Annotated in this window: 29 protein-coding genes; 9 read left to right on the top strand and 20 right to left on the bottom strand. The window is 71.7% G+C overall.

The window, feature by feature from the left end:
• The first annotated feature begins 60 nt into the window (after window positions 1-60).
• Complete coding sequence (locus AB0M46_RS17145; RefSeq protein WP_363336931.1) at window positions 61-2220, top strand: ATP-binding protein; 2160 nt, start codon at window positions 61-63, stop codon at window positions 2218-2220.
• Here the strand turns inward: AB0M46_RS17145 and AB0M46_RS17140 are convergent.
• Window positions 2205-3056, bottom strand: a complete 852-nt coding sequence (locus AB0M46_RS17140; RefSeq protein ID WP_363336929.1) for a 3-hydroxyacyl-CoA dehydrogenase family protein — start codon at window positions 3054-3056, stop codon at window positions 2205-2207. The two genes, AB0M46_RS17145 and AB0M46_RS17140, sit on opposite strands and share 16 nt — an antisense overlap.
• Window positions 3057-3139: 83 nt before the next feature.
• Between AB0M46_RS17140 and AB0M46_RS17135 the strand changes: the two genes are divergently transcribed.
• Both AB0M46_RS17135 and AB0M46_RS17130 read left to right on the top strand, forming a co-directional pair.
• A complete protein-coding gene (locus tag AB0M46_RS17135) occupies window positions 3140-3439 on the top strand; it encodes a hypothetical protein (RefSeq protein ID WP_363336928.1) in 300 nt (99 codons plus the stop codon).
• A 249-nt stretch (window positions 3440-3688) separates the two neighbouring features.
• Complete coding sequence (locus AB0M46_RS17130; RefSeq protein ID WP_363336926.1) at window positions 3689-3973, top strand: zinc ribbon domain-containing protein; 285 nt, start codon at window positions 3689-3691, stop codon at window positions 3971-3973.
• Here AB0M46_RS17130 and murA read toward each other — a convergent pair.
• Window positions 3970-5253 carry a UDP-N-acetylglucosamine 1-carboxyvinyltransferase gene (gene murA / locus AB0M46_RS17125; RefSeq protein WP_363336924.1) on the bottom strand — a complete coding sequence of 428 codons (1284 nt, stop codon included), beginning with the start codon at window positions 5251-5253 and terminating at the stop codon, window positions 3970-3972. The two genes, AB0M46_RS17130 and murA, sit on opposite strands and share 4 nt — an antisense overlap.
• Window positions 5254-5281: 28 nt before the next feature.
• Here murA and AB0M46_RS17120 point away from each other — a divergent pair, with 28 nt between their 5' ends.
• Complete coding sequence (locus tag AB0M46_RS17120) at window positions 5282-5860, top strand: cob(I)yrinic acid a,c-diamide adenosyltransferase (RefSeq protein ID WP_363336922.1); 579 nt, start codon at window positions 5282-5284, stop codon at window positions 5858-5860.
• On the opposite strand, the gene AB0M46_RS17115 is transcribed toward AB0M46_RS17120, so the two are convergent.
• The 10 genes from AB0M46_RS17115 to AB0M46_RS17070 all read right to left on the bottom strand — a co-directional run bounded on the left by AB0M46_RS17115 (window position 5845) and on the right by AB0M46_RS17070 (window position 13671).
• Window positions 5845-6300 carry a DUF2550 domain-containing protein gene (locus tag AB0M46_RS17115; protein WP_363336920.1) on the bottom strand — a complete coding sequence of 152 codons (456 nt, stop codon included), beginning with the start codon at window positions 6298-6300 and terminating at the stop codon, window positions 5845-5847. The two genes, AB0M46_RS17120 and AB0M46_RS17115, sit on opposite strands and share 16 nt — an antisense overlap.
• Before the next feature lie 16 nt (window positions 6301-6316).
• On the bottom strand, window positions 6317-6601 hold the full coding sequence (locus AB0M46_RS17110; protein ID WP_363336918.1) for a F0F1 ATP synthase subunit epsilon: 285 nt from the start codon (window positions 6599-6601) through the stop codon (window positions 6317-6319).
• Between the two features lie 263 nt (window positions 6602-6864).
• Entirely contained in the window at window positions 6865-8298 is a 1434-nt protein-coding gene (gene atpD / locus AB0M46_RS17105) for a F0F1 ATP synthase subunit beta (protein ID WP_363336916.1), read from the bottom strand.
• Entirely contained in the window at window positions 8298-9224 is a 927-nt protein-coding gene (locus AB0M46_RS17100; protein WP_363336914.1) for a F0F1 ATP synthase subunit gamma, read from the bottom strand. Before AB0M46_RS17100 ends, atpD begins: the two co-directional genes overlap by 1 nt.
• Window positions 9225-9227: 3 nt before the next feature.
• Window positions 9228-10865: a F0F1 ATP synthase subunit alpha gene (gene atpA, locus AB0M46_RS17095; protein WP_363336912.1), complete on the bottom strand. Its 1638-nt coding sequence runs from the start codon at window positions 10863-10865 to the stop codon at window positions 9228-9230.
• Window positions 10866-10903: 38 nt separating this feature from the next.
• Window positions 10904-11725 (bottom strand): F0F1 ATP synthase subunit delta, encoded by an 822-nt coding sequence (locus AB0M46_RS17090; RefSeq protein WP_363336910.1) that lies wholly within the window; start codon window positions 11723-11725, stop codon window positions 10904-10906.
• Window positions 11722-12270 (bottom strand): F0F1 ATP synthase subunit B, encoded by a 549-nt coding sequence (locus AB0M46_RS17085; protein ID WP_363336908.1) that lies wholly within the window; start codon window positions 12268-12270, stop codon window positions 11722-11724. Before AB0M46_RS17085 ends, AB0M46_RS17090 begins: the two co-directional genes overlap by 4 nt.
• Before the next feature lie 37 nt (window positions 12271-12307).
• On the bottom strand, window positions 12308-12535 hold the full coding sequence (gene atpE / locus AB0M46_RS17080) for an ATP synthase F0 subunit C (protein WP_363336906.1): 228 nt from the start codon (window positions 12533-12535) through the stop codon (window positions 12308-12310).
• Window positions 12536-12641: 106 nt separating this feature from the next.
• Window positions 12642-13418, bottom strand: coding sequence for a F0F1 ATP synthase subunit A (atpB, locus tag AB0M46_RS17075; RefSeq protein WP_363336904.1), 777 nt, complete (start codon window positions 13416-13418; stop codon window positions 12642-12644).
• Between the two features lie 34 nt (window positions 13419-13452).
• Entirely contained in the window at window positions 13453-13671 is a 219-nt protein-coding gene (locus AB0M46_RS17070) for an AtpZ/AtpI family protein (RefSeq protein ID WP_344616198.1), read from the bottom strand.
• A gap of 226 nt (window positions 13672-13897) precedes the next feature.
• On the opposite strand from AB0M46_RS17070, the gene AB0M46_RS17065 reads away from it, so the two are divergent.
• Window positions 13898-14338, top strand: coding sequence for a hypothetical protein (locus tag AB0M46_RS17065; RefSeq protein ID WP_363336902.1), 441 nt, complete (start codon window positions 13898-13900; stop codon window positions 14336-14338).
• A gap of 3 nt (window positions 14339-14341) precedes the next feature.
• Here AB0M46_RS17065 and AB0M46_RS17060 read toward each other — a convergent pair whose 3' ends face one another.
• Together AB0M46_RS17060 and glyA are read right to left on the bottom strand one after the other, a co-directional pair.
• A complete protein-coding gene (locus tag AB0M46_RS17060; RefSeq protein ID WP_363336900.1) occupies window positions 14342-14731 on the bottom strand; it encodes a hypothetical protein in 390 nt (129 codons plus the stop codon).
• Entirely contained in the window at window positions 14728-15978 is a 1251-nt protein-coding gene (gene glyA / locus AB0M46_RS17055) for a serine hydroxymethyltransferase (protein WP_363336898.1), read from the bottom strand. Before glyA ends, AB0M46_RS17060 begins: the two co-directional genes overlap by 4 nt.
• A 43-nt stretch (window positions 15979-16021) precedes the next feature.
• Between glyA and AB0M46_RS17050 the strand changes: the two genes are divergently transcribed.
• On the top strand, window positions 16022-17494 hold the full coding sequence (locus AB0M46_RS17050; RefSeq protein WP_363336896.1) for an SDR family oxidoreductase: 1473 nt from the start codon (window positions 16022-16024) through the stop codon (window positions 17492-17494).
• Window positions 17495-17507: 13 nt separating this feature from the next.
• Here AB0M46_RS17050 and AB0M46_RS17045 read toward each other — a convergent pair whose 3' ends face one another.
• The 3 genes from AB0M46_RS17045 to prmC are packed head-to-tail and all read right to left on the bottom strand — an operon-like array spanning window position 17508 to window position 19563.
• Window positions 17508-18077 (bottom strand): phosphotyrosine protein phosphatase, encoded by a 570-nt coding sequence (locus AB0M46_RS17045; RefSeq protein ID WP_363336894.1) that lies wholly within the window; start codon window positions 18075-18077, stop codon window positions 17508-17510.
• On the bottom strand, window positions 18077-18715 hold the full coding sequence (locus tag AB0M46_RS17040; protein WP_363336961.1) for an L-threonylcarbamoyladenylate synthase: 639 nt from the start codon (window positions 18713-18715) through the stop codon (window positions 18077-18079). The genes AB0M46_RS17045 and AB0M46_RS17040 overlap by 1 nt, the downstream gene beginning before the upstream one ends.
• Entirely contained in the window at window positions 18715-19563 is an 849-nt protein-coding gene (gene prmC / locus AB0M46_RS17035) for a peptide chain release factor N(5)-glutamine methyltransferase (protein WP_363336892.1), read from the bottom strand. The genes AB0M46_RS17040 and prmC overlap by 1 nt, the downstream gene beginning before the upstream one ends.
• A gap of 90 nt (window positions 19564-19653) precedes the next feature.
• On the opposite strand from prmC, the gene AB0M46_RS17030 reads away from it, so the two are divergent.
• Entirely contained in the window at window positions 19654-21186 is a 1533-nt protein-coding gene (locus AB0M46_RS17030; protein ID WP_363336890.1) for a GGDEF domain-containing protein, read from the top strand.
• 561 nt (window positions 21187-21747) lie between these two features.
• On the opposite strand, the gene AB0M46_RS17025 is transcribed toward AB0M46_RS17030, so the two are convergent.
• The 3 genes from AB0M46_RS17025 to rpmE form a co-directional block, all read right to left on the bottom strand.
• Window positions 21748-21957: a hypothetical protein gene (locus tag AB0M46_RS17025; protein WP_363336888.1), complete on the bottom strand. Its 210-nt coding sequence runs from the start codon at window positions 21955-21957 to the stop codon at window positions 21748-21750.
• A gap of 120 nt (window positions 21958-22077) precedes the next feature.
• Complete coding sequence (prfA, locus tag AB0M46_RS17020) at window positions 22078-23172, bottom strand: peptide chain release factor 1 (protein WP_363336886.1); 1095 nt, start codon at window positions 23170-23172, stop codon at window positions 22078-22080.
• A 92-nt stretch (window positions 23173-23264) separates the two neighbouring features.
• Entirely contained in the window at window positions 23265-23492 is a 228-nt protein-coding gene (gene rpmE, locus AB0M46_RS17015) for a 50S ribosomal protein L31 (protein WP_363336885.1), read from the bottom strand.
• 203 nt (window positions 23493-23695) lie between these two features.
• On the opposite strand from rpmE, the gene AB0M46_RS17010 reads away from it, so the two are divergent.
• Both AB0M46_RS17010 and AB0M46_RS17005 read left to right on the top strand, forming a co-directional pair.
• A complete protein-coding gene (locus tag AB0M46_RS17010) occupies window positions 23696-24766 on the top strand; it encodes an RNA ligase (RefSeq protein WP_363336883.1) in 1071 nt (356 codons plus the stop codon).
• Window positions 24767-25669 carry an AAA family ATPase gene (locus tag AB0M46_RS17005; RefSeq protein ID WP_363336881.1) on the top strand — a complete coding sequence of 301 codons (903 nt, stop codon included), beginning with the start codon at window positions 24767-24769 and terminating at the stop codon, window positions 25667-25669.
• The last annotated feature ends 51 nt before the right edge of the window (window positions 25670-25720 follow it).

Below are 25720 nucleotides of genomic sequence, written 5' to 3'. Positions count from 1 at the left end.
CTGCCAGCTCCGTCGTGCCAAGATCCTCAGGCGTCGAGGATCACGGCCGATCAGGTTTGGGTGACGGGTCGGCTACGAAGAGCGGTCCGCCAGGTCGGCGCGACCTCCGTCCTGGCGATCGCCGCGGTGCTCGTCCTCGGCCTCGGGGCCTCCTGGCAGGCCGCCTCGGTCATCCGCCACGGCCAGCACGAACGGGCCCAGGCCGTCCTGGACCGGGCCGCCAGCCTGTCCGAGGCCGCCGTCGGCGACGAGATCCACCGCTACCTCGACACCCTGCGCACCGTCGCCGCCGCCGTCGGCTCGCACGACGAGCTCACCGCCGGCGACTTCGCCGCCATCACCGCGCCCCTGCGCCAGGCCGGCCTGGTCGGCGCCACGTCGCTGGTGTTCCTGGTCGCGGCCGATGACGGGCAGCTCCCGGCGGTCCAGCAGTACTGGCGCGAGCGTGGCCTGACCGGCCTCGAGCTGCGCCCCGACGCCCCCGGCCGCGAGCACCTGTTCACGATCTTCACCCGGACCCTGGACCCCGGCTCGCCGCTGGCCGCCGGCACCGACCTGTCCCAGCTCGCCGAGCCGACCGCGGCGATGTACGAGGCGCGGCGCTCCCGGCAGCCGGCGGTCTCCGACACGTACGTGCTGCTGCGCGACCGCAGCCTGTCCCCGCAGGCCCAGCAGCTGTCGTTCCTGCTGGCCGCGCCCGCCTACGGCGACCCCGCCGCGGACGGGCAGCAGCAGTTCAAGGGCTGGGTGGTGCTCGGCCTGCGCGGCCAGGACTTCGTCGGCGGGGTGCTCAGCCGGGCCACCCAGGGCCAGGCCGGCGCCGAGCTGTGGGCGCAGAACGGCAGCGGCCAGGCGGCCCGGGTGGCCGCCCTGCGCCAGCCCGGCGAGCCCGACCTGCACCGCGACGTGCAGGTCACCATCGCCAACCGGCAGTGGCGGCTGGCCATCTCGGCCGACTCCGCCCGCCTCGGCGGCTCGGCCCCGCAGCTGCCGCTGCTGGTCGGGCTCGGCGGCACCGCCCTCACGCTGCTGGTGTGCGGGATGCTGTGGGCGCTGGCCGGCGGGCGGGGGCGGGCCGAGGCCCGGGTGGTGGCCGCCACCGCCGGGCTGCGCCAGGCCGAGCGCGAGGCCAGCCGCCAGGTCGCGCTGCTCAACGGCATCCTGGACCGGATCAGCGACGGCGTCGGCGTGGTCGACGAGACCGGCGCGTTCCTGGTGCACAACCCGGCGGCCAAGCAGATGCTCGGCCGCACGCTGGACGCCGACGGCTCGGAGCACTGGCAGGAGCACTACGGCATGTTCCGGCCCGACGGCACCACCCCGTTCCCGACCGAGGACATGCCGCTGGTGCGCGCCCTGGCCGGCGAGTCGACCGACCGGGTCGAGATGATCATCCGCAACTCGGACCGCCCCGAGGGCCTCCTGCTGTCGGTGAGCGGCCGCCCGCTGGAGGCCGACGGCCGGCGCGGCGCGATCGCCGTGTTCCACGACATCACCGAGGCCCGCGAGCGCGAGGCCGACCTCACCGCGTTCGCCGGCATCGTCGCGCACGACCTGAAGAACCCGCTGACGGTCATCGGCGCGCACGCCGAGATGGCCCGCGACGCGCTGCCGGACCGCCCGGAGCAGGCGGCGGAGAGCCTCGATCGGGTCGGCGCCGGCGTGGTGCGGATGCGCCGGCTCATCGACGACCTGCTGGCCTACGTCACCGCCCGCGACGCCGCCTTGAAGACCTGCGAGGTCGACCTGGCCGCGCTGGTCGCCGACGTCGTGGGCGAGCGGGTCAACCACCTGCGGACCCCGCCGGACGTGTACGTGGGCGCCCTCCCCCGGGTGCTCGCCGACCCGGCCATGCTGCGGCACGTGCTGGACAACCTGCTCGGCAACGCGCTGAAGTACGTCCACCCCGGCCGCGTCCCGAAGGTCGACATCAGCGCCGGCCCCGTCGGCGAGGAGTGGGTCCGCGTCGAGGTCGCCGACCGCGGGATCGGCATCCCCGAGGAGGACAAGCCGCACGTGTTCGAGTCGTTCCACCGGGCGCATGCCGGGCAGTCCTACGGCGGCACGGGCCTCGGCCTGGCCATCTGCCGCCGGATCGTGGACCGCCACGGGGGCAGCATCGCGGTGACCGACAACCCGGGCGGCGGCAGCCGGTTCAGCTTCACCGTCCCCGCCGCCCCGGCCCTCACCCCCGCGGCCCCGCATCACGAGTACGTGTAGAAGCCCTTCCCGGTCTTCCGGCCCAGGTCCCCGGCCACGACCATGCGGGCCAGCAGCTCCGGCGGGAAGAACTTCGCGTCGTCGGTGTCGGTGTGGATGTTCTTGGCCGCGTGGTAGAGCACGTCCACCCCGGTCAGGTCGGTCGTGGCCAGCGGCCCCATCGCGTGACCGAACCCGAGCTTGCAGGCCAGGTCGAGGTCCTCGGCGCTCACCACGCCGCTCTCCACCAGCTTGACCGCCTCGACGATCAGCGCGGCGATGAGCCGGGTGGTGACGAACCCGGCGACGTCGCGGTTGACCACGATGCAGGTCTTGCCGATCTCCTCGGCGAACGCCCGCACGGTGGCCAGCGCGGCGTCGCTCGTCTTGTACCCGCGCACCAGCTCGCACAGCTTCATGACCGGCACCGGCGAGAAGAAGTGGGTCCCCACGACCTGCTCGGGCCGCTCGGTCGCGGTCGCGATCTGGGTCACCGGGATCGCCGAGGTGTTGGTCGCCAGCACCGCGTCGGCCTTGCAGATCTTGTCCAGCGCCCGGAATACCTCGTGCTTGACGTCGAGCCGCTCGAACACCGCCTCGACGACGATGTCGGCCTCCGCCGCCGCGTCGAGGTCGGTGGTCGGGTGGATGCGCCCGAGCGTCGCCTCCACGTCCTCGGCCGCGATGGCCCCCTTGCTCGCGAACTTCTCGAGACTGGCCCGGATGCCGGCCAGGCCCCGCCCGGTGGCCTCGTCGTTCAGGTCCCGCAGCGTCACCTCCCACCCGGCCTGCGCGGCGACCTGGGCGATGCCCGCCCCCATGAGCCCCGCTCCGATGACCGCAAGACGACCCGCCATAGCTGCTTCCCTTCCACGCCGTCGTGAATGCTGTTGACCATATCCGCCTCCGCCGCGTGATCATGCGGTGGCAGACTGTCATCGTGCCCCTCATGTACCTCGCGGGATGGGCCGCCTCGGCCGGAGTGCTCGCCGCGCTGCTGCTCATCATCCGCCTGTTGAAGTACGGCAGCCCGCTCCCGCCCCGGAGCCCATCGGCGGCCGACTACGGCCTGCTGCGCTCGGTCTCGAGCGTCGGCGACCTGGCCTTCGCCCGCGAGGTCCGCGAACGCCTGCGCAGCAACGGCGTCCGCGCCACGCTGGCCACCGGGCCGGACGGCATGGTGCGAATCCTGGTCTTCGCCGACGAGCTGGACCGCGCCCGCCGCCTGATCAACTCCTGACCCGCCCTACCCACAGATCGGGTCATGTACGAAAAGTCGGGCGCTGCGCGCCACGACTTTCGGAGGCGCACCTGATGATCCTCGGCCCCGGCTACACCTCACCCACCGTCACCCAGCGCCGGCAGACGGCCGCCCAACTCCAACGGCGGGGCGGGGTGGACGTCAACGTCTCCTCCCTGACCATCGTCTCCGTCCCCACCGGCCCGGACGGCGGGTTGGCCGCCAGCCGGGTCACCCTTCACCCCCGGCATGCTCCTGACCGCGCTGCGCCGCGAAACGACCGCGGTCGCCGCCCACACCGGCCGCGGGCCTGGGCCGGGGCTGGTGCGGGCCGGGACCCGGCGCACTGCATGGACCCAGCACTGCCTCTGCGGCCAGCGGGTCCCGAAGGACTTGGCCGACCGCCGCCACCACTGCCCCGGCTGCGGGCTGACCGGGGACCGCGACCTCGTCGCCGCCCTCATCGGCGCGCACACCGTGCTCACCGGCCCCACCCAGCCCGGCACCACAACCGGACTTCGACACAGACCTTAGAAGTCGAACTGATCCGGCGGGGCCGCCGAGCGCTCCACCTCGACGCCCAGCGCGCGCAGGTCCGACTCGAAGCTCGGGTACCCCCGGTCGATGTGGTGCACGTGGCGGATCTCGGTGACGCCGTCCGCGCACAGCCCCGCGATGGCCAGCCCCGCCCCCGCGCGGATGTCCGTCGCCGTCACCGGGGCGCCCGAGAGCCGGTCCTTGCCGCGCACCACGGCGTGGTGGCCGTCGGTGCGGATGTCGGCGCCCAGCCGGGACATCTCGTTGAGGAACATGAACCGGCCGTCGAAGATGTTCTCCGTCACCAGCGAGGAGCCCTCGCTCACCGCGGCCAGGCCGACCGCCACCGGCAGCAGGTCGGTGGCGAAGCCCGGGAAGGGCAGGGTGACCACGTCGACGGCCTTCGGGCGGGTCGGCATCACCACGCGGAAGGAGTCCGGGGCGGTGGTCACGTCGCCGCCGGCGGTCGCCACCTTGTCGAGGGCGATCTCCAGGAACGCCGGGTCGATGCCGTGGACCGTCACGTCGCCGCGGGTCATGGCGGCGGCGAAGGCCCAGGTGCCGGCCACGATGCGGTCGCCCACCGTGCGGTGCTCGACCGGGCGCAGCTCCGGCACGCCCTGGATGACCAGGCGGGAGGAGCCGGCGCCCTGGATGTCGGCGCCCATGTCGGTGAGCATGCGGCAGATGTCGACGATCTCGGGCTCGCGGGCCGCGTTGTCGATCTCGGTGCGGCCGTTGGCCAGGACGGCGGCCATGAGGAGGTTCTCGGTGGCGCCGACGCTGGGGAAGTCCAGCCAGATCGTGGCGCCGTGCAGCTTCGGGGCGGTGGCGATCACGAAGCCGTGCTCGCCGGAGATGTCGGCGCCCATCCGGCGCAGACCCTCGACGTGCATGTCCAGGCCGCGGGAGCCGATCGCGTCGCCGCCCGGGTGGGCGACGCGCACGTGACCGCGGCGGGCCAGCAGCGGGCCCAGCACGCAGATCGAGGCGCGCAGCCGGCGCACCAGGTCGTAGTCGGCCTCGGTGCCGAGCTCGTCGGGCACGTCGATGACCACGCGGTCCGCGTCCTGCTCGACGCCGCAGCCCAGGCGGCGCAGCACCTCCGCCATGATGGCGATGTCGGTGATGCGCGGAACGTTGGTCAGCACGGTGCGCCCGTTGGCCAGCAGCGCCGCCGCCATCAGCTTCAGGGCCGAGTTCTTGGCGCCGACCACCGACACGTCGCCGGCCAGCCGGGCCCCGCCCACAACACGGATCACGTCCACGTCCGTCATCGTAGGGGGGTTCCGTACCGTGAAGACCATGGCCATTCACCTCACGCGTATCTACACGAAGACCGGCGACACCGGCACGACAGGACTGGGGGACTTCACGCGGGTGTCCAAGACGGATCCGCGGATCGTCGCGTACGCCGACGTCGACGAGGCCAACGCCGCGATCGGCGTCGCGCTGGCGCTGGGTGCGCTGGACGAGCAGGTCGCGGCGGTCCTGCGAGCCGTCCAGAACGATCTGTTCGACGTCGGCGCGGACCTGTGCAACCCGATCGTCGCCGAGCCGGCCACCCCGCCGCTGCGGGTCACCGCCGGCCAGGTCGAGCGGTTGGAAGGCTGGTGTGACGAGTTCAACGAGACGCTGCCAAAGCTGGACTCCTTCATCCTGCCCGGCGGTACCCCCGGCGCGGCACTCCTACACGTGGCCCGCACGGTCACTCGCCGGGCGGAGCGCAGCGCCTGGGCGTTGTGGGAGGCCGACGCGGCGCGCACCAACGAGGTGGCGCTGCAGTACCTGAACCGGCTCTCCGATTTGCTCTTCATCCTGTGCCGCGTGGCCAACCCCGGCGGCGACGTGAAGTGGGTGCCAGGAGGTCAGCCCGCCTTGTAGCGGTACGGGCGCGTCTCGGGGGTCGACTCCCCCGGCGGCGCCGCCTCCACCCAGGACAGGAAGCCGGTCAGCGCCCGCTCGGCCATCGCGATCTCGACGGGCGCCTGCCGGCTGACGCACCGCACGATCACCCAGTCCGGCGGCAGCACCAGCAGCTCCGCGGCGTCGGGCGTGCGGCGGCGATCAACGGCGAGCCCGCGGCGCGACAGGACGCGACGCGGGCCCGGCCAGAAGCTGAAGATGCGATACCACCGCAGGTCGTCCCCGGCGAACCGGGCGAGGCCGGCGGACCAGCCGCGACCCGGGAGGATGGTGCTCAGGCGGACGCCGAGCTCGATCGTGCCACCCTGCCGGGCGATGATGATGCGGCGCAGGAACAGCACCGCGAGCGCGAAGAGCAGGATCAGGACGCCGATGCCGATACCCTCGACGATCCTCACCCTCGCCGCCCGGTCGTCAGTGCTTGACTGCGTTGGTGGACGCGGGGACGCAGCTCTCGGCGAGGATCGTCACGTCGGTGCCGGTGACGGAGATGAACCCGCCGGCCACGTCGTAGGCGAGTTCCTGACCGCCCTGCTTGATGCGCACCTGGCCCTCCTCGGCCAGCTGCCCGAGCAGCGGCTCGTGGCCGTACAGGACGCCGAGCTCACCCTCGGTGGTGCGCGCGACGAGCATGTCCGCGTCGCCGGACCAGACTTTCTCCTCGACGGCTACGAGCTCAACATGCAGCTGCCTCGCCACGCTAGTAACTCCTCGTGTGCGCGATTCGGTTTGGCCGAGTCTAGTCAATGATCCGCCGCGCCGAGCAGTGGGCCTCACCACGTTGGCACACATGGGGAGCGGCCTCGGCGGCGGCGCGTACGGATCGGAACGTTGAACACTTCAGAGCGTGACGCACGTCACCGCCCATCAAAGTGTCTTTGCCGAAAATTTCCGGCGATCGAAACAACAAGAAGGCGCGCCGCTCGGGTGAGTGACGCGCCTTCCCGACGTACTGCGAAAAATCAGTCGTTCAGAAGCTTGTGCGCGTTGCGCTCGAGGTCCTCGAGGCCGCCACACATGAAGAAGGCCTGCTCGGGGAAGTGGTCGTACTCGCCCTCGCTGATCTTCTTGAACGACTCGATCGTCTCCTTCAGCGGAACGGTCGAGCCGGCCACGCCGGTGAACTGCTCGGCGGCGTAGGTGTTCTGCGACAGGAAGCGCTCGATGCGCCGGGCCCGGCCGACCGTCACCTTGTCCTCTTCGGACAGCTCGTCCATACCGAGGATGGCGATGATGTCCTGCAGGTCCTTGTACTTCTGCAGGATCCGCTGCACCTCGCGGGCGACCCCGTAGTGCTCAGCGCCGACGAACTCCGGCGCGAGAATGCGCGAGGAGGACGCCAGCGGGTCCACGGCCGGGTAGATGCCCTTGTCCGAGATCGACCGCTCAAGGTTGGTCGTCGCGTCCAGGTGGGCGAACGTGGTGGCCGGCGCCGGGTCGGTGTAGTCGTCGGCGGGCACGTAGATCGCCTGGAGCGAGGTGATGGCCTTGCCCCGCACGGAGGTGATGCGCTCCTGCAGCTGACCCATCTCGTCGGCCAGGGTCGGCTGGTAACCAACGGCCGAGGGCATGCGGCCCAGCAGCGTGGAGACCTCGGAGCCGGCCTGGGTGAACCGGAAGATGTTGTCGATGAAGAGCAGCACCTCCTGGTTCTGCACGTCACGGAAGTACTCCGCCATGGTCAGCGCGGCCAGCGCGACCCGCAGACGGGTGCCCGGGGGCTCGTCCATCTGACCGAAGACCAGGGCGGTCTTGTCCAGGACGTTGCCCTCGGCCATCTCCAGGATGAGGTCGTTGCCCTCACGGGTGCGCTCACCCACGCCGGCGAACACCGAGGTACCGCCGAAGTTGCGGGCGACACGGATGATCATCTCCTGGATGAGCACCGTCTTGCCCACGCCGGCGCCGCCGAACAGGCCGATCTTGCCACCGCGCACGTACGGCGCGAGCAGGTCGAGCACCTTGATGCCGGTCTCCAGCATCTCGGTCTTGGGCTCCAGCTCGGCGAACGCGGGCGCCGGGCGGTGGATCTCCCAGCGCTCGTTGATCTCCAGCTTCGAGGCGTCGGCGTTGAGCACGTCGCCCAGGGCGTTGAACACGTGGCCCTTGGTCACGTCGCCGACGGGCACCGAGATGCCCGCGCCGGTGTCGTGCACCGAGGTGCCGCGGACCAGGCCGTCGGTCGGCTGCATGGAGATCGCGCGCACCATGTTGTCGCCGAGGTGCTGCGCGACCTCGAGCGTCAGCGTCTTGGTGCCCTCGGAGAGGGTCACCTCGACGTGCAGCGCGTTGTAGATGTCGGGCATGGCGTCACGCGGGAACTCGGCGTCGACGACCGGGCCGATGACCCGGACCACGCGGCCGACCGCGGTCTTCGTGTCTGCTGGTGCAGTCATCACACATCACTTCCCGCCGCCGCCAGCGCGTTGGCGCCGCCGACGATCTCACTGATTTCCTGGGTGATCGCCGCCTGCCGCGCGGAGTTCATCTCGCGCGTGTACCGCTTGAGCAGATCGTCGGCGTTGTCGGAGGCGCTCTTCATCGCGCGCCGGCGCGCGGCCGACTCACTGGCCGCGGAGTCCAGCAACGCCGCGAAGATGCGCGTGTTGATGTACTTCGGCAGCAGCGCCTCGAGCAGCGCCTCGGCCTCCGGCTCGAACTCGTAGGCCGGCAGCGGCCCGCTCACTTCCTGCTCCTCGACCTCCATCGGCGCGACGATCCGCGCGACGGGGCTCTGGGTCATCAGGGAGCGGAACTGCGTGTGGACCATGTAGAGCTCGTCGATGCCGAGCACGCCATCGGGGCCCGGACCGTCGGCCGAGTCGTCGGCGCCGTTGACGAAGGCCTGGATGAGCGTCTCGCCGATCTCGGCCGCGTTGTCGTACCGCGGCTGCTCGGAGAAGCCCGTCCAGCTCCCGGCGATCTCGCGCCCGCGGAAGCGGTAGTAGGCCACGCCCTTACGCCCGGAGATGTACAGCGCCACCTGCTTGCCGTCCTGGCGCAGCCGGGAGATCAGCTGCTCCGCGGTGCGGATCGCGTTGGCGTTGTACCCGCCGCACAGGCCGCGGTCGCTGGTGACCAGCAGCACGCCGGCCCGGCGGACCGGGGTGCGCGGCACCAGCAGCGGGTGGTCGACGTTCGCGTTGCTCGCCAGTGCCGTCAGCACGCCCGTGATCGCCTCGGCGTACGGCAGCGAAGCGGCAACCCGCTCCTGCGCCTTGCCGATGCGGCTCGTGGCGACGAGCTCCTGCGCCTTGGTGATCTTCTTGGTCGACTTGACCGTGCGGATCCTGCGGCGCAGTGCCTGTACCTGACCGGCCATGCGTCAGCCCGACTTCCGGACCTGGCGGGTGACGGTCTCGCGGCTCTGCTCGCCCTGCAGCGCCTTGGCCGGCGCCTCGTTGACGTGCAGGTCGTCGGCCTTGGCCGAGAAGCTCTGCTTGAAGTTCTTGACCGCCTCGGTCAGCCCGGCGACGGTGTCGTCCTCGAGCAGCCGGGTCTCGGCGATCGTGATCAGCAGCTCCTTGCGGTTGGACCGCAGGTACTGCAGGAACTCCGACTCGAACCGCCGGACGTCGCTCACCGGGATGTCGTCGAGCTGGCCCGTGGTGCCGGCCCAGATCGTGACGACCTCCTCCTCGACCGAGAACGGCGAGTACTGCGGCTGCTTGAGCAGCTCGACCAGGCGGGCGCCCTTCTCCAGCTGCGCGCGGGAGGCCTTGTCCAGGTCGGAGGCGAAGGCGGAGAACGCCTCCAGCTCGCGATACTGGGCCAGGTCCAGCCGCAGGCGGCCGGCGACCGAGCGCATGGCCTTGACCTGGGCCGAACCGCCGACCCGCGACACCGAGGTGCCGACGTTGATGGCCGGGCGGACGCCCTGGTTGAACAGGTCCGACTCCAGGAAGATCTGGCCGTCGGTGATGGAGATGACGTTCGTCGGGATGTACGCCGAGATGTCGTTCGCCTTGGTCTCGATGATCGGCAGGCCGGTCATCGAGCCGCCGCCGAGCTCGTCGGAGAGCTTGGCGCAGCGCTCCAGCAGCCGCGAGTGCAAGTAGAAGACGTCGCCCGGGTAGGCCTCGCGGCCCGGCGGGCGGCGCAGCAGCAGCGACACGGCGCGGTACGCCTCGGCCTGCTTGGTCAGGTCGTCGAAGACGATCAGGACGTGCTTGCCGCCGTACATCCAGTGCTGGCCGATGGCCGAGCCGGCGTAGGGGGCGAGGTACTTGAAGCCGGCCGGGTCGGACGCCGGGGAGGCGACGATGGTGGTGTACTCCATCGCGCCCTGCTCCTCCAGGATGCCGCGGGTGGCGGCGATCGTGGAGGCCTTCTGACCGATGGCCACGTAGATGCAGCGGACCTGCTTCTTCGGGTCGCCGGACTTCCAGTTGTCGCGCTGGTTGATGATCGTGTCGAGCGCAACCGTGGTCTTACCGGTCTTGCGGTCGCCGATGATCAGCTGGCGCTGGCCGCGGCCGATGGCGGTCATGGCGTCGATCGCCTTGATGCCGGTCTGCAGCGGCTCCTTGACGGGCTGGCGGGCCATGACGTTCGGCGCCTGCAGCTCGAGTTCGCGGAAGCCCTCGTTCGGGATGTCGCCGCGGTCGTCGATCGGCTCGCCGAGCGGGTTGACCACGCGGCCCAGGAAGGCGTCGCCGACCGGGACCGAGAGCACACGGCCGGTCCGCTTGACCTGCTGGCCCTCCTCGATGCCCTCGAAGTTGCCGAGGACGACGACGCCGATCTCGCGGACGTCGAGGTTGAGCGAGACGCCGAGCGTGCCGTCCTCGAACTCGAGCAGTTCGTTGGCCATCGTCGAGGGCAGGCCCTCGACCTGGGCGATACCGTCGCCGGCGTACGAGACGACGCCGACCTCCTCGCGGGAGATCTTTGAGTCAACGGACGAGACGTAGCGCTCGAGTGCGCCCCGAATGTCGTCCGAGGAGATGGTCAGCTCGGCCATCCTCAACCTTCTATCTGGAGTATCAAGCTTCGGGGTAATTACTTCGCGAGCGCCGTCTTCGCCTCGGCGAGGCGACGGGCGACCGTGCCGTCGTAAAGGTCGGCACCGACCTTGACTCGCACGCCACCGATGATGCGCGGATCGACGTCGACCTTCAGGGAGACATCTCGACCGTACAACTCGGCCAGACGTGCAGCCAGGCGCTGCTCCTCCGCGTCGCTCAGCGCGACGGCGGTGGTGACGTAGGCAACCGACCGGTCCCGCTTCGCCGCGGCCAGCTCGACCAGGCGGGTCAGCGAGCTGTCGAAGCCCCGGCCGCCGAAGCCGGCGGTCGCGAGCTGCGCGAGGCTGAGCGTCGCCGGCTTGACCTTGCCCTTGAGCAGGTCCCGGATCAGCTCGTTGCGGTCGGCCACGGCCGCGGTGGAGTCGCTCAGCGCACCGGACAGGCGGGGGTCGCCGGCCACGATCTGGCTGAACCGGAACAGCTCGTCCTCCACGTCGGCCAGTTCGCCGCCGCGGTCCGCCCCGGAGAGCAGCGCGTCCACGCCGAGCCGCTCCGCGCCGTCGAGCAGCGCGCCCGGCCCGGACCAGCGCCCGGCGACGAGCGCGGCCAGCAGGTCGACCGTCTCGGCGCGGACCTTGCCGGCGAGGATCGAGCGGATCAGCTCCGCCCGCTCGCCGGCCGGGCGAGCCGGGTCGGCCAGCGCCCGGCGCAGCCGGGGCTCGCGGCGCAGCAGGCCCGCCACCGCGAGGATCTCCTCCGCGACGGTGGCGATGCCCGCAACGTCAGCGCTCGCCGAGAACTCGGCGAGCTTGTCGGAAGCGGCCCCGTAGGCCTCGCGGTTGGTGGTGTCCATCAACGCCGCCCGCCGGCGCCGACACCGGCACCGCCGTCTTCGCCGATCTCCGCGAGGAACCGCTCGACCGTGCCACGGCGGCGGGCCTCCTCCTCGAGGGACTCCCCGACGATGCGGCCGGCCAGGTCCACGGCCAGCGAGCCGATCTCGGCCCGCAGCTGGCGGACGATGGTCTGCCGCTCGGTCTGCAGGGCGTCGCGCCCCGCGGCGATGATGCGGTCGCTCTCCTCGCGGGCCTTGGCGAGGATGTCCTCGCGGATGCCCGCGGCGTCGGCGCGCGCCTCGTCGCGGATGCGGGCCGCCTCGGTGCGCGCCTCGGCCAGCTGCTCCTTGTACTGCTGGAGCAGCTGGTTGGCCTCGGCCTGCGCCTCCTCGGCCCGCTTGATCCCGCCCTCGATCGCGTCCACGCGCGCCCGGAAGGTCTCCTCCATACGCGGGAAGACGAACTTCATGAGCACGAAGCAGAGGATCAGGAAGGCGATGCCGCCGACCACGATCTCCTGCCAGATCGGGATGATCGGGTTGTGCTCTTCAGCCAAGATGAGCATGGGAAACCTCCCGGCTTGTGTCGATCAGGAGGGAGGTCTACTTGCCGAACACGAAGCCGAAGGCGATACCCAGCAGGGCGAGCGCCTCGACCACGGCGAAGCCGAGGAACATGTACGTACGGGTCAGGCCGGCCGACTCGGGCTGACGGGCGGTCGCCTGGATGTAGGACGCGAAGACGATACCGACACCGATGCCGGGGCCGATGGCGGCGAGGCCGTAACCGACGGCGGCGAGGCTACCGGAGATACCTTCGGCGAGAGCCATGTGAATTTCCTCCTGAGATCTCGCGTGCCCGATGCACGCGGGACAACTGAAAAAGGTGGAGCAGTAACGCTTTCGAAGCTTCGAAGCGGGGGAGTGGGGCGGCGGCTCAGTGCTCCTCGGCCAGCGTGCCGGCGAGGTAGTTGGCCGTCAGGAGCGTGAAGACGTAGGCCTGCAGGGCGGCGATCAGCAGCTCGAAGAACGTGAGCATGATCGTCATCGCCCAGGAGACGACGGAGATCGGCTTCAGGAACAGGCTCTCGGCGTTGAGCAGCGCGAAGCCGCCCAGGGTGAACACCAGCAGCAGCATGTGCCCGGCGAACATGTTGGCGAAGAGCCGCAGCGCCAGCGTGACCGGCTGCAGGATGAACGTCTGCAGGGCCTCGATCGGCAGCAGCAGCGGCTGCATGAACCAGGGGGCCGGCAGCACCGCGGCGTGCTTGAGGTAGCCGAGGAAGCCGTGCTTCTTGAAGCCCTGGTACAGGTACAGGAAGTAGGTGCAGAGCGCCAGCATCGCCGGGAAGGCGATGTGGGCCATCGGCGAGACCTGGATGAACGGCACGATCGAGAAGACGTTGCCGACCAGGATGAACAGGAAAAGGCTGGCCAGGTAGGGCGCGAAGCGCAGGCCCTGGTGGCCGATGACGTCCTTGGCGACACCTTCGCGCACGAAACCGTAGAGGCTCTCCGCGAGCCACTGGCCCTTGGTCGGCACGATCTTCGGCCTGCGGTAGGCCACCACGAAGAACACGATCACGACGGCCGCGGCGAGCCACAGGAACAGGCTGAACTTGGTCAGCCACGGCGCAGCGTCCAGCAACGCGGGGGGATAGATGTCTTCCACGCTGGGCGGGAAGGGCACCTCCGCCAGAACCTGACCGCTCACCACGTTCCTCTCGATATCCTCATGCCGACCGGGCTCAGGCGCCCAGCCGCTTGACTACCAGATAGATGCCGCCCGCGGCGCCGAGCACGCACCCGATAGCGGTGGCAATCCCGTCCCAGCCCAACCAACGGTCGACGAGCCAGCCGACGAACCCCCACACGGCGATGCCCGAGATGAGGTATCCGACGGCGGCCCAACCTTGGTTGGACCCGCTCGAACCGGACTGCTTCGGTGTCTGCTGGTTACCGGCCATGACGCGGTGACCATATCAGCCTGCCGGGGGCACCCGTGCGTCGACCCCCGCGTGCTCGTCGCGCGGGGGTTCACTCATCGGGCCGGGGCCATCAACCGGCGGCCGTCAACGTTACTACGCCCACTCCTCTGCGAACGTCAACTACACGACTGATGCATGAGTGAATGTTGCGCATGGTCACCCCCACCGGGTTAGCTGAGAAGCCAGTCTAACCATGCGTGTTGGAGTGACGACCTTGCGCAACGCCGTCATCGCGTTCTTCCTCATCCTGGCCGCGGTGGTGGTCACGAAGACCGGGCGCGACCAGACGCCGAGCCCGGACCGGCCGGCGGCCTCCCTAGTGTGTGACATTTCACCGCAACGCGTAACCGAGGGTAGCGGCAAGCTCGTCTCGGCGGTGCAGTACCGCTGCGACTCCCCCGGCCCGGAGAAGCTCACGATCACCGTGCGCCTGCAGCAGTCGCGCGGCGGGAGCTGGCACACGGCGGCCCAGCAGCAGTTCAGCGCGGCGGGGGCCGAGACGTTGCGCTCCGTGCCGGTCGCCCAGCGCACCCGCCAGGTCAGCGCGCCCTGCGTGGCCGGCGCTTACCGTACGGAGGCGGAGTGGACGATCGGCGGCCGGACCCGCACGAAGCTCAGCGCCGAGCGCACCAATCCGTGCGACTGAGGCTCAGACGTCGACGTACATGATCTTCGCGCGCCACACCCAGATGGCGTGCGCGGTCATCCAGGCGATCACCGCGACGATCACGGCCACGCCCATCCACGGCAGGCCGGCCCAGTCGGTGCCCAGCGCCGCCCACATGGCGAACCCGATGAACGTGAACTTCACCAGGTAGGTCGCCATGGCCACCGGCAGCAGCATGTGCCGGGCCTTCAGGTCGGTCCACGCGATGATCAGGCTGGAGACCACGTAGCTGACGGTGACCAGGCCGACCCCGGCGGCGTCGCCGGCCGCGCCCACGCCACCGTCGCGCCACAGCGCGATCGGGATGGTGACGGCGAGCACGATCGCCATCGCGAGCAACTGGGCGGGGAGGTGGGTCAGCCTCGTCTTCATCGAGGTGAAGGATACGCGGGAAATGCGGACGTGAGCTCGCGCACCCGCTCGCCGACCGCCTCGCCGCGAAGCGCCGCCGCGATGAGCGCCGCGATCGCGCGCATCTCGGGCTCCTTCATGCCCTGCGTGGTCACCGACGGCGTGCCGACCCGGATGCCCGACGCGGTCATCGGCTTCTCCGGGTCGTACGGGATGGCGTTCTTGTTCAGCGTGATCCCGCTCGCGTCGCAGCGCTCCTCGGCCTCCCGCCCGGTGATCCGCAGCGCCCGCAGGTCGATGAGGGCCAGGTGGGTGTCAGTGCCGCCGGAGACCGGCCGCATCCCCTCGCCGGCCAGCCCCTCGGCCAGCGCCCGGGCGTTGGCCACGACCTGGCGGGCGTAGTCGGCGTAGCTCGGCTGGGCCGCCTCCTTGAGCGCCACCGCCTTCGCGGCCACGGCGTGCATGAGCGGGCCGCCCTGGGTGAACGGGAACACCGCCTTGTCGATGCGCGCGGCGAGGGACTCCCGGCACAGGATCATGCCGCCCCGCGGGCCGCGCAGCACCTTGTGCGTGGTGGCGCAGACCACGTCGGCGAAGGGCACCGGCGACGGGATCGCCCCGCCGGCGACCAGCCCGATGAAGTGCGCCGCGTCGACCATGAGGTAGGCGTCGACCTCGTCGGCGATGGCCCGGAACCGCGCGAAGTCGATCAGCCGCGGGTACGCCGTCGCCCCGCAGATGATCAGCTTCGGCCGGTGGGCCAGGGCCAGGTCGCGCACCTCGTCGTAGTCGATGAGCTCGTCGTCGCGGCGCACCGGGTAGCCGACCGTGTTGAACCACTTGCCGGAGAAGTTGACCCTGCTGCCGTGCGTCAGGTGGCCGCCGTGCGCCAGCTCCATCGCCAGCACGGTGTCGCCGGGCATGAGCAGCGCGGCGTAGGCGGCCAGGTTGGCGCTCGCCCCGCTGTGCGGCTGCAGGTTGGCGTGCTCGGCCCCGAAGAGCGCCTTCGCCCGCTCGACCCCGAGCGCCTCGGCCCGGTCGACCTCGGCGCAGCCGCCGTAGTACCGCCGGCCCGGATAACCCTCGGCGTACTTGTTGGTCAGCGTCGAGCCCAGCACCGCGAGCACGGCGGGCGAGGTCAGGTTCTCGCTCGCGATCAGCTGGAGCCCGCCGCGCAGGCGCTCGAGCTCGGCGAGGACCACGTCGGCGATCTGCGGGTCGGTGGCCCGCAGCGCGTCGAAGTCGGGCCCCCAGTAGGTGTCGCCCATGAAACGAGTCTAGGGGCCGATTGCGCAGGGTAAGCATGAAGTCATGCGATGTCTGGTGACCGGGGCGACCGGCTACGTCGGCGGCCGCCTCGTCCCGCGCCTGCTGGCCGCCGGGCACGAGGTGCGCTGCCTGACCCGCGACCCCCGCCGGCTGCGCGACGTGCCGTGGGCGCCGAAGGTCGAGATCGCCGAGGGCGACGTGGCCGAGGACACCGGCCTGCTCGACGCGCTGCGGGGTGTCGAGGTGGCGTACTACCTCGTGCACGCGCTCGGCCAGGACGCCTTCGAGGACGTCGACCGGCTCAGCGCGCTCAACTTCGCCATCGCGTGCGAGGCGGCCGGGGTCGAGCGGATCGTCTACCTGGGCGGCCCGGTGCCCGGCGGCCGCGCCTCGGCCCACCTCCGCTCGCGGGGCGAGGTCGGCGACATCTTCCTGCGCTGCGCCGTGCCGGCCGTGATCCTGCGGGCCGCGGTCATCATCGGGTCGGGGTCGGCGTCGTTCGAGATGCTGCGGTACCTCACCGAGCGCCTGCCGGTGATGGTCACGCCGGCCTGGGTGCGCAACCGGATCCAGCCCATCGCCATCCGCGACGTGCTGCGCTACCTGGTCGCCGCGGCCACGGTCTTCCCGCCGCCGGTCAACCGGGCCTTCGACATCGGCGGCCCGGACGTGCTCACCTACGCCGAGCTGATGCAGCGGTACGCCGGGGTCGCCGGCCTGCGCCGCAGGGTCCTCGTCCCGGTGCGGGCGCTCACCCCCTGGCTCTCCTCGCACTGGGTCGGCCTCGTCACCCCGGTGCCGAACCGCATCGCCCGCCCGCTCGTCGGCAGCCTCATCCACGAGGCGGTCTGCCATGAGCACGACATCGCCGAATACGTCCCCGACCCGCACGACGGCCTCACCGGCTTCGACACCGCCGTGGCCCTGGCCCTGCGCCGCATCCGCGACGCCGACGTCGAGACCCGCTGGGCCAACGCGGCGCTGCCGGGCGCCCCGAGCGACCCGCTGCCGAGCGACCCGTCCTGGTCGGGCGGCACGGTGTACCGCGACGAGCGGGCCCGCGGCGTGTCCGCCCCGCCGGACCGGCTGTGGCGCGTGATCGAGGCCATCGGCGGGCAGAACGGCTGGCACTCCTTCCCCCTCGCCTGGTCCGTGCGCGGCTGGCTGGACCGGCTGGCCGGCGGCGTGGGGCTGCGCCGGGGCCGCCGGGACCCCGCGCGGCTGTACGTCGGCGAGGCCCTCGACTTCTGGCGGGTGGAGGAGATCGTGCCGGGCTCGCTGCTGCGCCTGCGGGCCGAGATGAAGATGCCCGGCCGCGCGTGGCTGGAGATGCGGGCCGGCTCGGACGAGCGGGGCGCGACGGTGTACGAGCAGCGGGCCGTGTTCCTGCCGCGCGGGCTGGCGGGGCACCTGTACTGGTGGGCGGTCGCGCCGTTCCACGCGTTCGTCTTCGGCGGGATGGCGCGCAACATCGCCCGGTCCGCGGAGCGCCAGCGACTGCGCGTCAGGGCCTGAGCGCGCGCGTGGCTCAGCCCGGGAAGAGCGCCTCGGCCAGGGGCTTCGTCGTCGCGTGGATCTCGTCGGCGACCCGGCTGAAGTAGGCGTCGCCGCGGCCCCACGGGTCGTCGAGCTCGTCCGAGGCCACGGCCCGCTCCCCCGCCCGCGCCGCGTCGGCCGCCTCCACCAGGGCGACGCCCCGCGCGTAGACGTCGCCCAGCGGCGGCAGGGGCAGGTCGCGGATCAGCCTGCCGAACTCGCCGAAGACAAAGGTGCGCGGGGCCGCGTCCGGGCACAGCCCGACGACGAACTCGACCTGCTCGATGGTCGCGGTCAGGATCAGGTCCGAGGCCTCCACGTGCTCGGCGAGCAGCTTGCGGGCGCGGAAGCCGGTCACGTCGCCGCCGCGGGCCAGGACCTGCTTGGCCGCCTGCGGGTCCATGGGCTCGCCCGCGTGCCAGCCGCCGGTGCCGGCCCCGTGCACGAGGAGCTGGTCCGAGGTCGCGCCCAGCGCCAGCGCGTCGGCGACGAGCAGGCGCTCGGCCATCGGGGAGCGGCAGATGTTGCCCATGCAGACGCAGAGCACGCTGAACGGGGGCATCAGGACTCGGGGACGATGAGATCGGGGACGACCTCGCGCAGCTTCTCGACCGGAATCGCGCCGGCGCGCAGGATGCGGTGCTCGCCGCCGACCACCGAGATGATCGTGCTGGCGACGGGCTCCGGGCAGGGGCCGCCCTCGAGGTACACGCTGACGGAGTAGCCGAGCTGCTCGCGCGCCTCGGCGGCGGTCTCGGCCGGCGGCTGGCCGTGCTTGTTGGCCGAGGACACGGCCATGGGGCCGGTCTCGCGCAGCACCTCCAGCGCGATGGGGTGCAGCGGCATGCGTACCGCCACGGTCCCGTCGTTGCTGCCCAGGTCCCACTGCAGGCTCGGCGCGTGCTCGACGACGATCGTGAGGGCGCCCGGCCAGAAGGCGTCGACGAGGTCGCGGGCCGCCTGCGGCAGGCCGAAGACCAGGCCGTCGAGGGTGTGCCGGGACCCGACGAGCACCGGCACCGGCGTCGTGCGGCCCTTGGCGTTGTTGAGCGCGGTCACCGACCAGTTCTTGAACGCGTCGGCGCCGATGCCGTAGACGGTGTCGGTCGGCATCACGATCAGGTCGCCGCGGCCAACGGCCTCGATCGCGGCGGCGATCCCGCGCTCGCGCTCCGCGAGCGAGCTGCAGTCGTAGAGCATCACAGGGACCCATCTTGCCAGGCCCGCTCCGCGCCCCGGCGGGCGGTTGTGTAGCGGGGACGGCCGGCAAGATCGCGATGGTCCTCGACGTCGCCGAAGTGACCGGTGGCGGCCAGCAGCCGCGGCAGCGACCCGCCCTGGGTGTCATCGTGCTCGATGGCCAGCAGCCCGCCCGGGCGCAGCAGGCGGGCCGCCGCGCGGGCCACCGCCGGCATGAGGTCCAGGCCGTCGGCGCCGGCGAAGACCGCCTCGTGCGGATCGTGCTCGGCCACCTCGACGTCGACCGGGGCGGACTCCGGGACGTACGGCGGATTGCACAGCACCATGTCCACCGTGCCGGTCAGCCCGGCGAGCACCGCGTCGTCGGCCACGTCGCCGACGACCACCTCCACCCCCGGGGCGAGCCGGGCCACGTTGCCCCGCAGCCAGGCGAGGGCCGCCTCCGATCGCTCCACGCAGTACACCTGCGCCGTGGGAAGTCGCGTGGCGACGGCCAGCGCGATGGCCCCGGACCCGGAGCACAGGTCGACCACGCGGGCCTGCGGGGTGAGGCGCGCCAGCGCCCACTCGACCATCAGCTCGGTCTCGAAGCGCGGCACGAACACGCCGGGCCCCACCGCCAGCTCCAGGCCGTAGAACGGCGCGTGGCCGGTCAGGTGCTGCAGCGGCACGCGGGCGGCACGCCCGGCCACCAGGCGCGCGAACCCGGCGGCCCCGGCCCGGTCCAGCGACGCCGTCAGCAGCCGGGCCCGGGGCACGCCCAGCGCGTGCGCGGCCAGCAGCTCGGCGTCGACCCGGGGCGAGGCCACCCCGGCCGCGGCGAGGGTGCGGGTCGCTGTCGCGAGCACGGATGAAAGCGTGGGCAACTCGTCTTCCGGCGTGTCATCTTCGAGGCGGTGCACCCCATAATTATTGGGCGCGCTGAAAGGGGGTCGGCGATGGCGGTTGGCGACCGCACGTCGGAGCTATCGCGCGCCCGCCGCCTGCTCTTCGATGACCACATCGGGGAGGCACTGGCGGTCGTCGAGCGGGTGCTGGAGGGCGATCAGTCGCCCCTGGAGCGCATCGAGGCGCTGAAGCTGCGCCTGATCGCGCTGCTGAACCTCGGCCGGGCCGAGGAGTACGTCGGGGCCCTCGACGCCGGCCTGGCCGCCGCCCGCCAGGTGCAGGACCCCGGGCAGTACGGCGAACTGCAGGCCCTGGCCGCGATCGTGGCCCTGCGCACGGGCTCCCTGCACGACTGCGTGCGGGCGCTGGTGCACGGGTCGCGGGCCCTCGGCGCGGTCGAGCTGCCCGACGAGAGCACGGCGTGGGGCTGGCACAACCTTGCGATGGCGTACTCGTACACGGGCTTTCACGGCCACGCGTTGAGCGCCATGGAAAAGGCCCGCGACGTCGCGCTCGCCGCCGGGGTGCCGACGGCGAGCACCGACTTCGCCGCCCCGCAGATCCGGCTGCGCCTGGCCGTCGACCTCGACCACCGCGGGGACAGCGAGGGCTGCCTGCGCATCCTGCTCGACATCGCCACCGACCTGCAGCGGCGCGTCCACGACAACGAGGTCGGCCGGCTGCGCCCGGTGGCCCGCGGCGCGATGGGCTACACGCTGGTGCGCCTGGGCACGCTCGGCGCGCCCGCCCCGGCCATCGACCCGTGGCCGCTGCTGGAGTCGGCCGGCCTGTCGACCCGGGCCGGCGACCTGCGCACGATGGGCGCGGCCTGCCAGGCGATCGCGGAGCGCCGGCCGATCGAGGCGATCGCCCGGCTGGAGACCGCGCAGGTGAGCGACGACTCCCTCGGCGCCGCCGAGCTGCCCCGGCTGCGCGCCCTGGCCCACCTCGGCGCCGGCGACTACCGCGCGGCCTACCACGCCGACCGCGCCGCGTTCCGGGTCGCCTACGCCCAGCTGGACCTGCTGCGCGACCTGTTCGTGGACGGCGTCGCCGCGCTGCTCGACCACGAGGACCTCGTCCGCAAGGTCGACTTCCACCGCGGCGAGGCGCAGACCGACCCCCTGACCGGCCTGCCGAACCGCCGCTACCTCGAGGAGCACATCACCAAGCTGGTCGCCGCCGGCGGCCACGCCGCCCTGGGCGTGTGCGACCTGGACGGCTTCAAGCAGGTCAACACGGTCCACGGCCATCTTTCCGGCGATCTGGTACTGCAACGCGTCGCCGGCGTGCTCAACCGCGTGATACGCAAGGGCGACTTCGTGGCCCGCTACGGCGGGGACGAGTTCGTGGTGGTGCTGCCGACGACGTCGGCGGCGGAGGCGCGGGAGATCTCGCGGCGGATCGTGCACGCGGTGGCGGCGGAGGACTGGCAGTCGCTGGTGCCGGGTACTCCGGTGGGGGTGACCATCGGCTGGGCGGGGCTGTCGGGCGAGGACTTCCAGACGGTGACCGAGGCGTTCGAGGCGGCCGACCACGCGATGCTGCGGGCCAAGACTCCCCGCCCTCGCGCCGCGTCCTGACGGGCCGCGGCACCCTGGCGCGACCCCGGCGCAAACCGAGGCGCGCAGCGACACAGGCCGCCAGGCGACAACCACCCGGCACTCTGACACGACAACGGCGCGAACTGAGGCGCACACTGACGCAGGCCGCACGGCGACAACCCCGACACGCGGCGGGTCCTGACTGACCGCTGCGCTCTGGCACGACACCGGCGCGAACCGGGGCACGCCAGCGGCGCAGGCCCCGCGGCGACAACCCCCGAAATGCCCCGCGGCCTGGCTGCCCGCTGCAATCTGGCGCGACACCGGCGCGAATCGAGGCGCGCAGCGGTGCAGGCCGCAAAGCGACAACCTCCGAAGTGCCCTGCGACCTGGCTACCTGCTGCAATCTGGCGCGACGCCGACGCGCACTGGAAGGCGAAAACCACCCAAAAAAACGATAAGTCGGGCGCTCCGCGCCGCGACTTATCGGATTTATACCCCGTCAGGGTAAATGTCTGAAAGTCGCGGCACGAAGTGCCCGACTTTTCGGGTTTGACCGAACCTGGAGTGGCGTTTGAACGAAGCTGAGAGTGGCGCGCCTCAGCCGGCGGCCAGCAGGACCCGGGCATCCTCCTCGCGGATACGAGCCCGCTCCTGATCGGCACAAACGGCCGCCCACGCGTTCGCCTTCGCCGTCGGCATGCGCTCGGAGCCGAGCACCGAGCGGCCCACCTTGTAGATCAGCTCCGCGGCCGTGCCCACCACGGCCCGCGGGCCGGCGGAGATGTCGACGAGAGTCGACGACGCCATGACTTCCCCCTGGATGTGTCGGCGTTCACGTTGGGTGCAGATCATTCGCACCGAAACGGTACCGGAGTCCAGGGTGCCCCTGCACCGTTTCCGGAATGTGACGTCGACGTTAGACCCCCGTCACCCCCGGCTGAGCTGGTCCTCCCCCGCGAGGCGAGCCTTGCGGTCGGCCTCGGCCAGGGCGTCCAGCACGCCATCGAGCTCGCCGCCGAGGGCCAGGTCGAGGTTGTACGCGGTGTAACCGATCCGATGGTCGGAAATCCGATTCTGGGGGAAGTTGTACGTCCGGATGCGCTCCGACCGGTCGACGGTGCGCACCTGGGAGCGCCGCGCGTCCCCCGCCGCCGCGGCCGCCTGCTCCTCGGCCAGGGCGACCAGCTTGGCCCGCAGCATGCGCATCGCGCGGTCCTTGTTCTGCAGCTGGGAGCGCTCGTTCTGGCAGGAGACCACGATGCCGGTGGGCAGGTGGGTGATGCGCACCGCGGAGTCGGTGGTGTTGACGCTCTGCCCGCCCGGCCCGGAGGAGCGGAAGACGTCGATCCGCAGGTCGTTCTGGTCGACCTCGATCTCGCCGGTCTCCTCGGCCTCGGGGGTGACCAGCACGCCGGCGGCCGAGGTGTGAATGCGGCCCTGGGACTCGGTGGCCGGCACGCGCTGGACGCGGTGCACGCCGCCCTCCCACTTCAGCCGCGACCAGACGCCGTTGCCGCCGTCGGGGATGCCCCGCGTCTTGATGGCCACGGCGACGTCCTTGAAGCCGCCGAGGTCGGACTCCTGCGAGTCGAGCACCTCGGTGACCCAGCCGTGCCGCTCGGCGTAGCGCACGTACATCCGCAGCAGGTCGCCGGCGAACAGCGCCGACTCCTCGCCGCCCTCGCCCGCCTTGACCTCGAGGATCACGTCCTTGGCGTCGTTGGGGTCGCGCGGGGCGAGCAGCTCGGCCAGGCGCTCCTCCAGCTGCGGGATGCGCGCCTCCAGCTCGTCGGCCTCCCCGCCGAACGCCGGGTCCTCGGCGGCCAGCTCACGGGCGGCGGCGAGGTCGTCGCGAGCCTGCTCCAGCTCGCCGGCGGTCTTGGCGATCGGGGACAGCTCGGCGAACCGCCGACCGGTCCGGCGGGCCAGCGCCTGGTCGGCGTGAATGCCGGGGTCGGCGAGCTTCTGCTCCAGCTCCTGGTACTCCGCCAGGAGCGTGGCGAGCCTGGTATCGGTGCTCATGATGCATCCCTCGAACGTAAGACCGGCCGGAAACAACGTCGGCGCCCGCACCGAACCCTGCGGACAGGGCGGTGCGGGCGCCGGAAGCGCAGCTAGTTGCCGGCCTTCTTGGCCTGGACCTTCGCGTACTTCTGCTGGAACTTCGCGACCCGGCCCGCGGTGTCGAGCACGCGCTGCTTGCCCGTGTAGAACGGGTGGCAGACGGAGCACGTCTCCACGTGGATCTGCCCGCCCTTGGCGGTGCTACGGGTGGTGAAGGTGTTGCCGCAGGAGCAGCTGACCTCGGTGGTCGCGTACTGCGGGTGGATGTCCGGCTTCATGGCCGCGGTCCTTTCGTTCGGTCGGTCGCCGGGTCGCCCGGTGCGCGGGCGTGAACCGGAACCTGAGTTGGCCGTCGGTCAAGTCTGCCATGACCGGGTCACGACTCCTCGACCGGTGTCTGTAACGCCCTCTCCCCCGCCGGCATTCCCGCCCGATAAGGCGTCGCTGACGCAGGTGCGGCTCACCTACGCTGTACCGCGCTATGAGCCTCCACATCGACGCACTCTGCGACCCGAAGCTGCTGACCGACATGGTCGACGGCGGCTACATCCGCACGCAGCGCCACCCCTCGCTGCCGCTGCTGATCCACAACTACACGGAGCGGGCGCAGTACGAGAACGTCTGGAACGCCGCGACGCTCGCCTGCCGCGGGCTGGTCGTGTCGGCCGGCGGGCGGGTGCTGGCGCGGCCGTTCGCGAAGTTCTTCAACCACGGGCAGCCGGGCGCGCCCGAGCTCGACCTCGAGGGGCCGGTCCGGGTCACGGACAAGGCCGACGGGTCGCTCGGCGTGCTGTTCCCGACGCCGGCGGGCTGGGCGGTCGCGACCCGCGGCTCGTTCGACTCCGAGCAGGCGCGGCACGCGACGAGGGTGTGGCTGCAGCGGTACGCCGGAAGCTTCACGCCGCCGCCCGGCTGCACGCTGCTGTTCGAGATCATCTACCCGGCCAACCGCATCGTGCTGGACTACGGCGGGCTGGACGACCTGGTGCTGCTCGGCGCCGTGGACATCGCGACCGGGCGCAGCCACGGGCCGGACGCGGTGCCGGACTGGCCCGGCCCGGTGGTGGAGTCGTTCGGCTACGCCACGCTGGCCGACGCGCTGGCCGCTCCCCCGCGGGACAATCGCGAGGGGCTCGTCGTGCACTTCACCGGGCCGGACACCCGCCTGAAGATCAAGTACGCCGAGTACGTCCGCCTGCACCGCATCGTCACCGGGCTCAACCCGCGGGTGGTGTGGGAGGCCATGCTGGCGGGCCGCCTGGCCGAGCTGCTGGAGCCGCTGCCCGACGAGTTCCACGCCTGGGCCAGCAACATCGCGGCCGGCCTCACGGCGCAGGTGGAGGACCTCGTGGCCGAGGTCGAGCGGGAGTACGCCGAGGTGGTCGTGGCGCTGCCCGAGGGCTGGGCCCGCAAGGACTTCGCGCTGGCCGTCGCCCGCCACCCGCGGCGCGGCTGCCTGTTCCTGCGCCTGGACGGCAAGGACTACCACCCGCTGCTGTGGCAGCAGGTGCGCCCGCCGGTCGGGGAGAGCCAGACCGAGGAGGGGGCCTAGATGGCCACGCTCACCATCACCCGCGGCCTGCCCGGCTCGGGCAAGACCACCTGGGCCAGGCAGCAGGCGCACCTGACCCGGGTCAACCGCGACGACATGCGCCGGATGCTGCACGGCGGGCGCATCGACGACCCCGAGCGGCGCGGCCGGGCCGAGAAGGAGGTCACGGCGGCGCAGCACGCGGCGGTCGAGGGGCTGCTGCGCGCGGGCGCCGACGTGGTCTGCGACGACACCAACCTGCGCGGCCGCGTGGTGCGCGAGTTCGCCGAGCTGGCCGGCAGGTGCGGGGCGCACTTCGCGGTGCGCGACTTCACCGATGTGCCGCTGGAGGAGTGCATCCGCCGCGACGGGCTGCGCTCCGGGGACGCGCAGGTGGGGCCGGACGTGATCCGTTCCATGCATCAGCGGTACCTCGCGGGTCGTGCCCTGCCTCTGCCGCTCCCGGTCATCGACCCGGCGTCCGGCGCCGCCTACGAGCCGCCGCCGGACGCGCCGCGGACCGTGCTGGTCGACATCGACGGGACCGTGGCGCTGTTCAACGGCCGCAGCCCGTACGACATGACCCGCGTCGGCGAGGACAGGCCCAACGCCCCGGTGATCGCCGCCGTGCGGGCCATGCACGCGGCCGGCCACGAGGTCGTGTTCTGCTCGGGCCGCAGCGACGACTGCCGGGAGGCGACCGAGGACTGGCTGGGCGAGCACGTCGCCGTGCCGTACCGCGCCCTCTTCATGCGGGCCACCGGCGACCAGCGGCGCGACTCGATCGTCAAGGCCGAGATCTTCGAGAAGGAGATCCGCAGCCGCTACCACGTCGTCGGCGTCTTCGACGACCGCCAGCAGGTGGTGCGGATGTGGCGCGGCCTTGGCCTGACCGTGTTCCAGGTCGCGGAGGGCAACTTCTAAGCCCCAGCGAAAAGGGCCCCCGGGGTGTCCCGGGGGCCCTTCGCTTGGTGC

This window comes from Dactylosporangium sp. NPDC051485 (assembly GCF_040682015.1).
Lineage (GTDB): Bacteria > Actinomycetota > Actinomycetes > Mycobacteriales > Micromonosporaceae > Dactylosporangium.
Note: the sequence above shows the minus strand (reverse complement) of the source record. Positions and strands in the feature narration are given on the sequence as shown.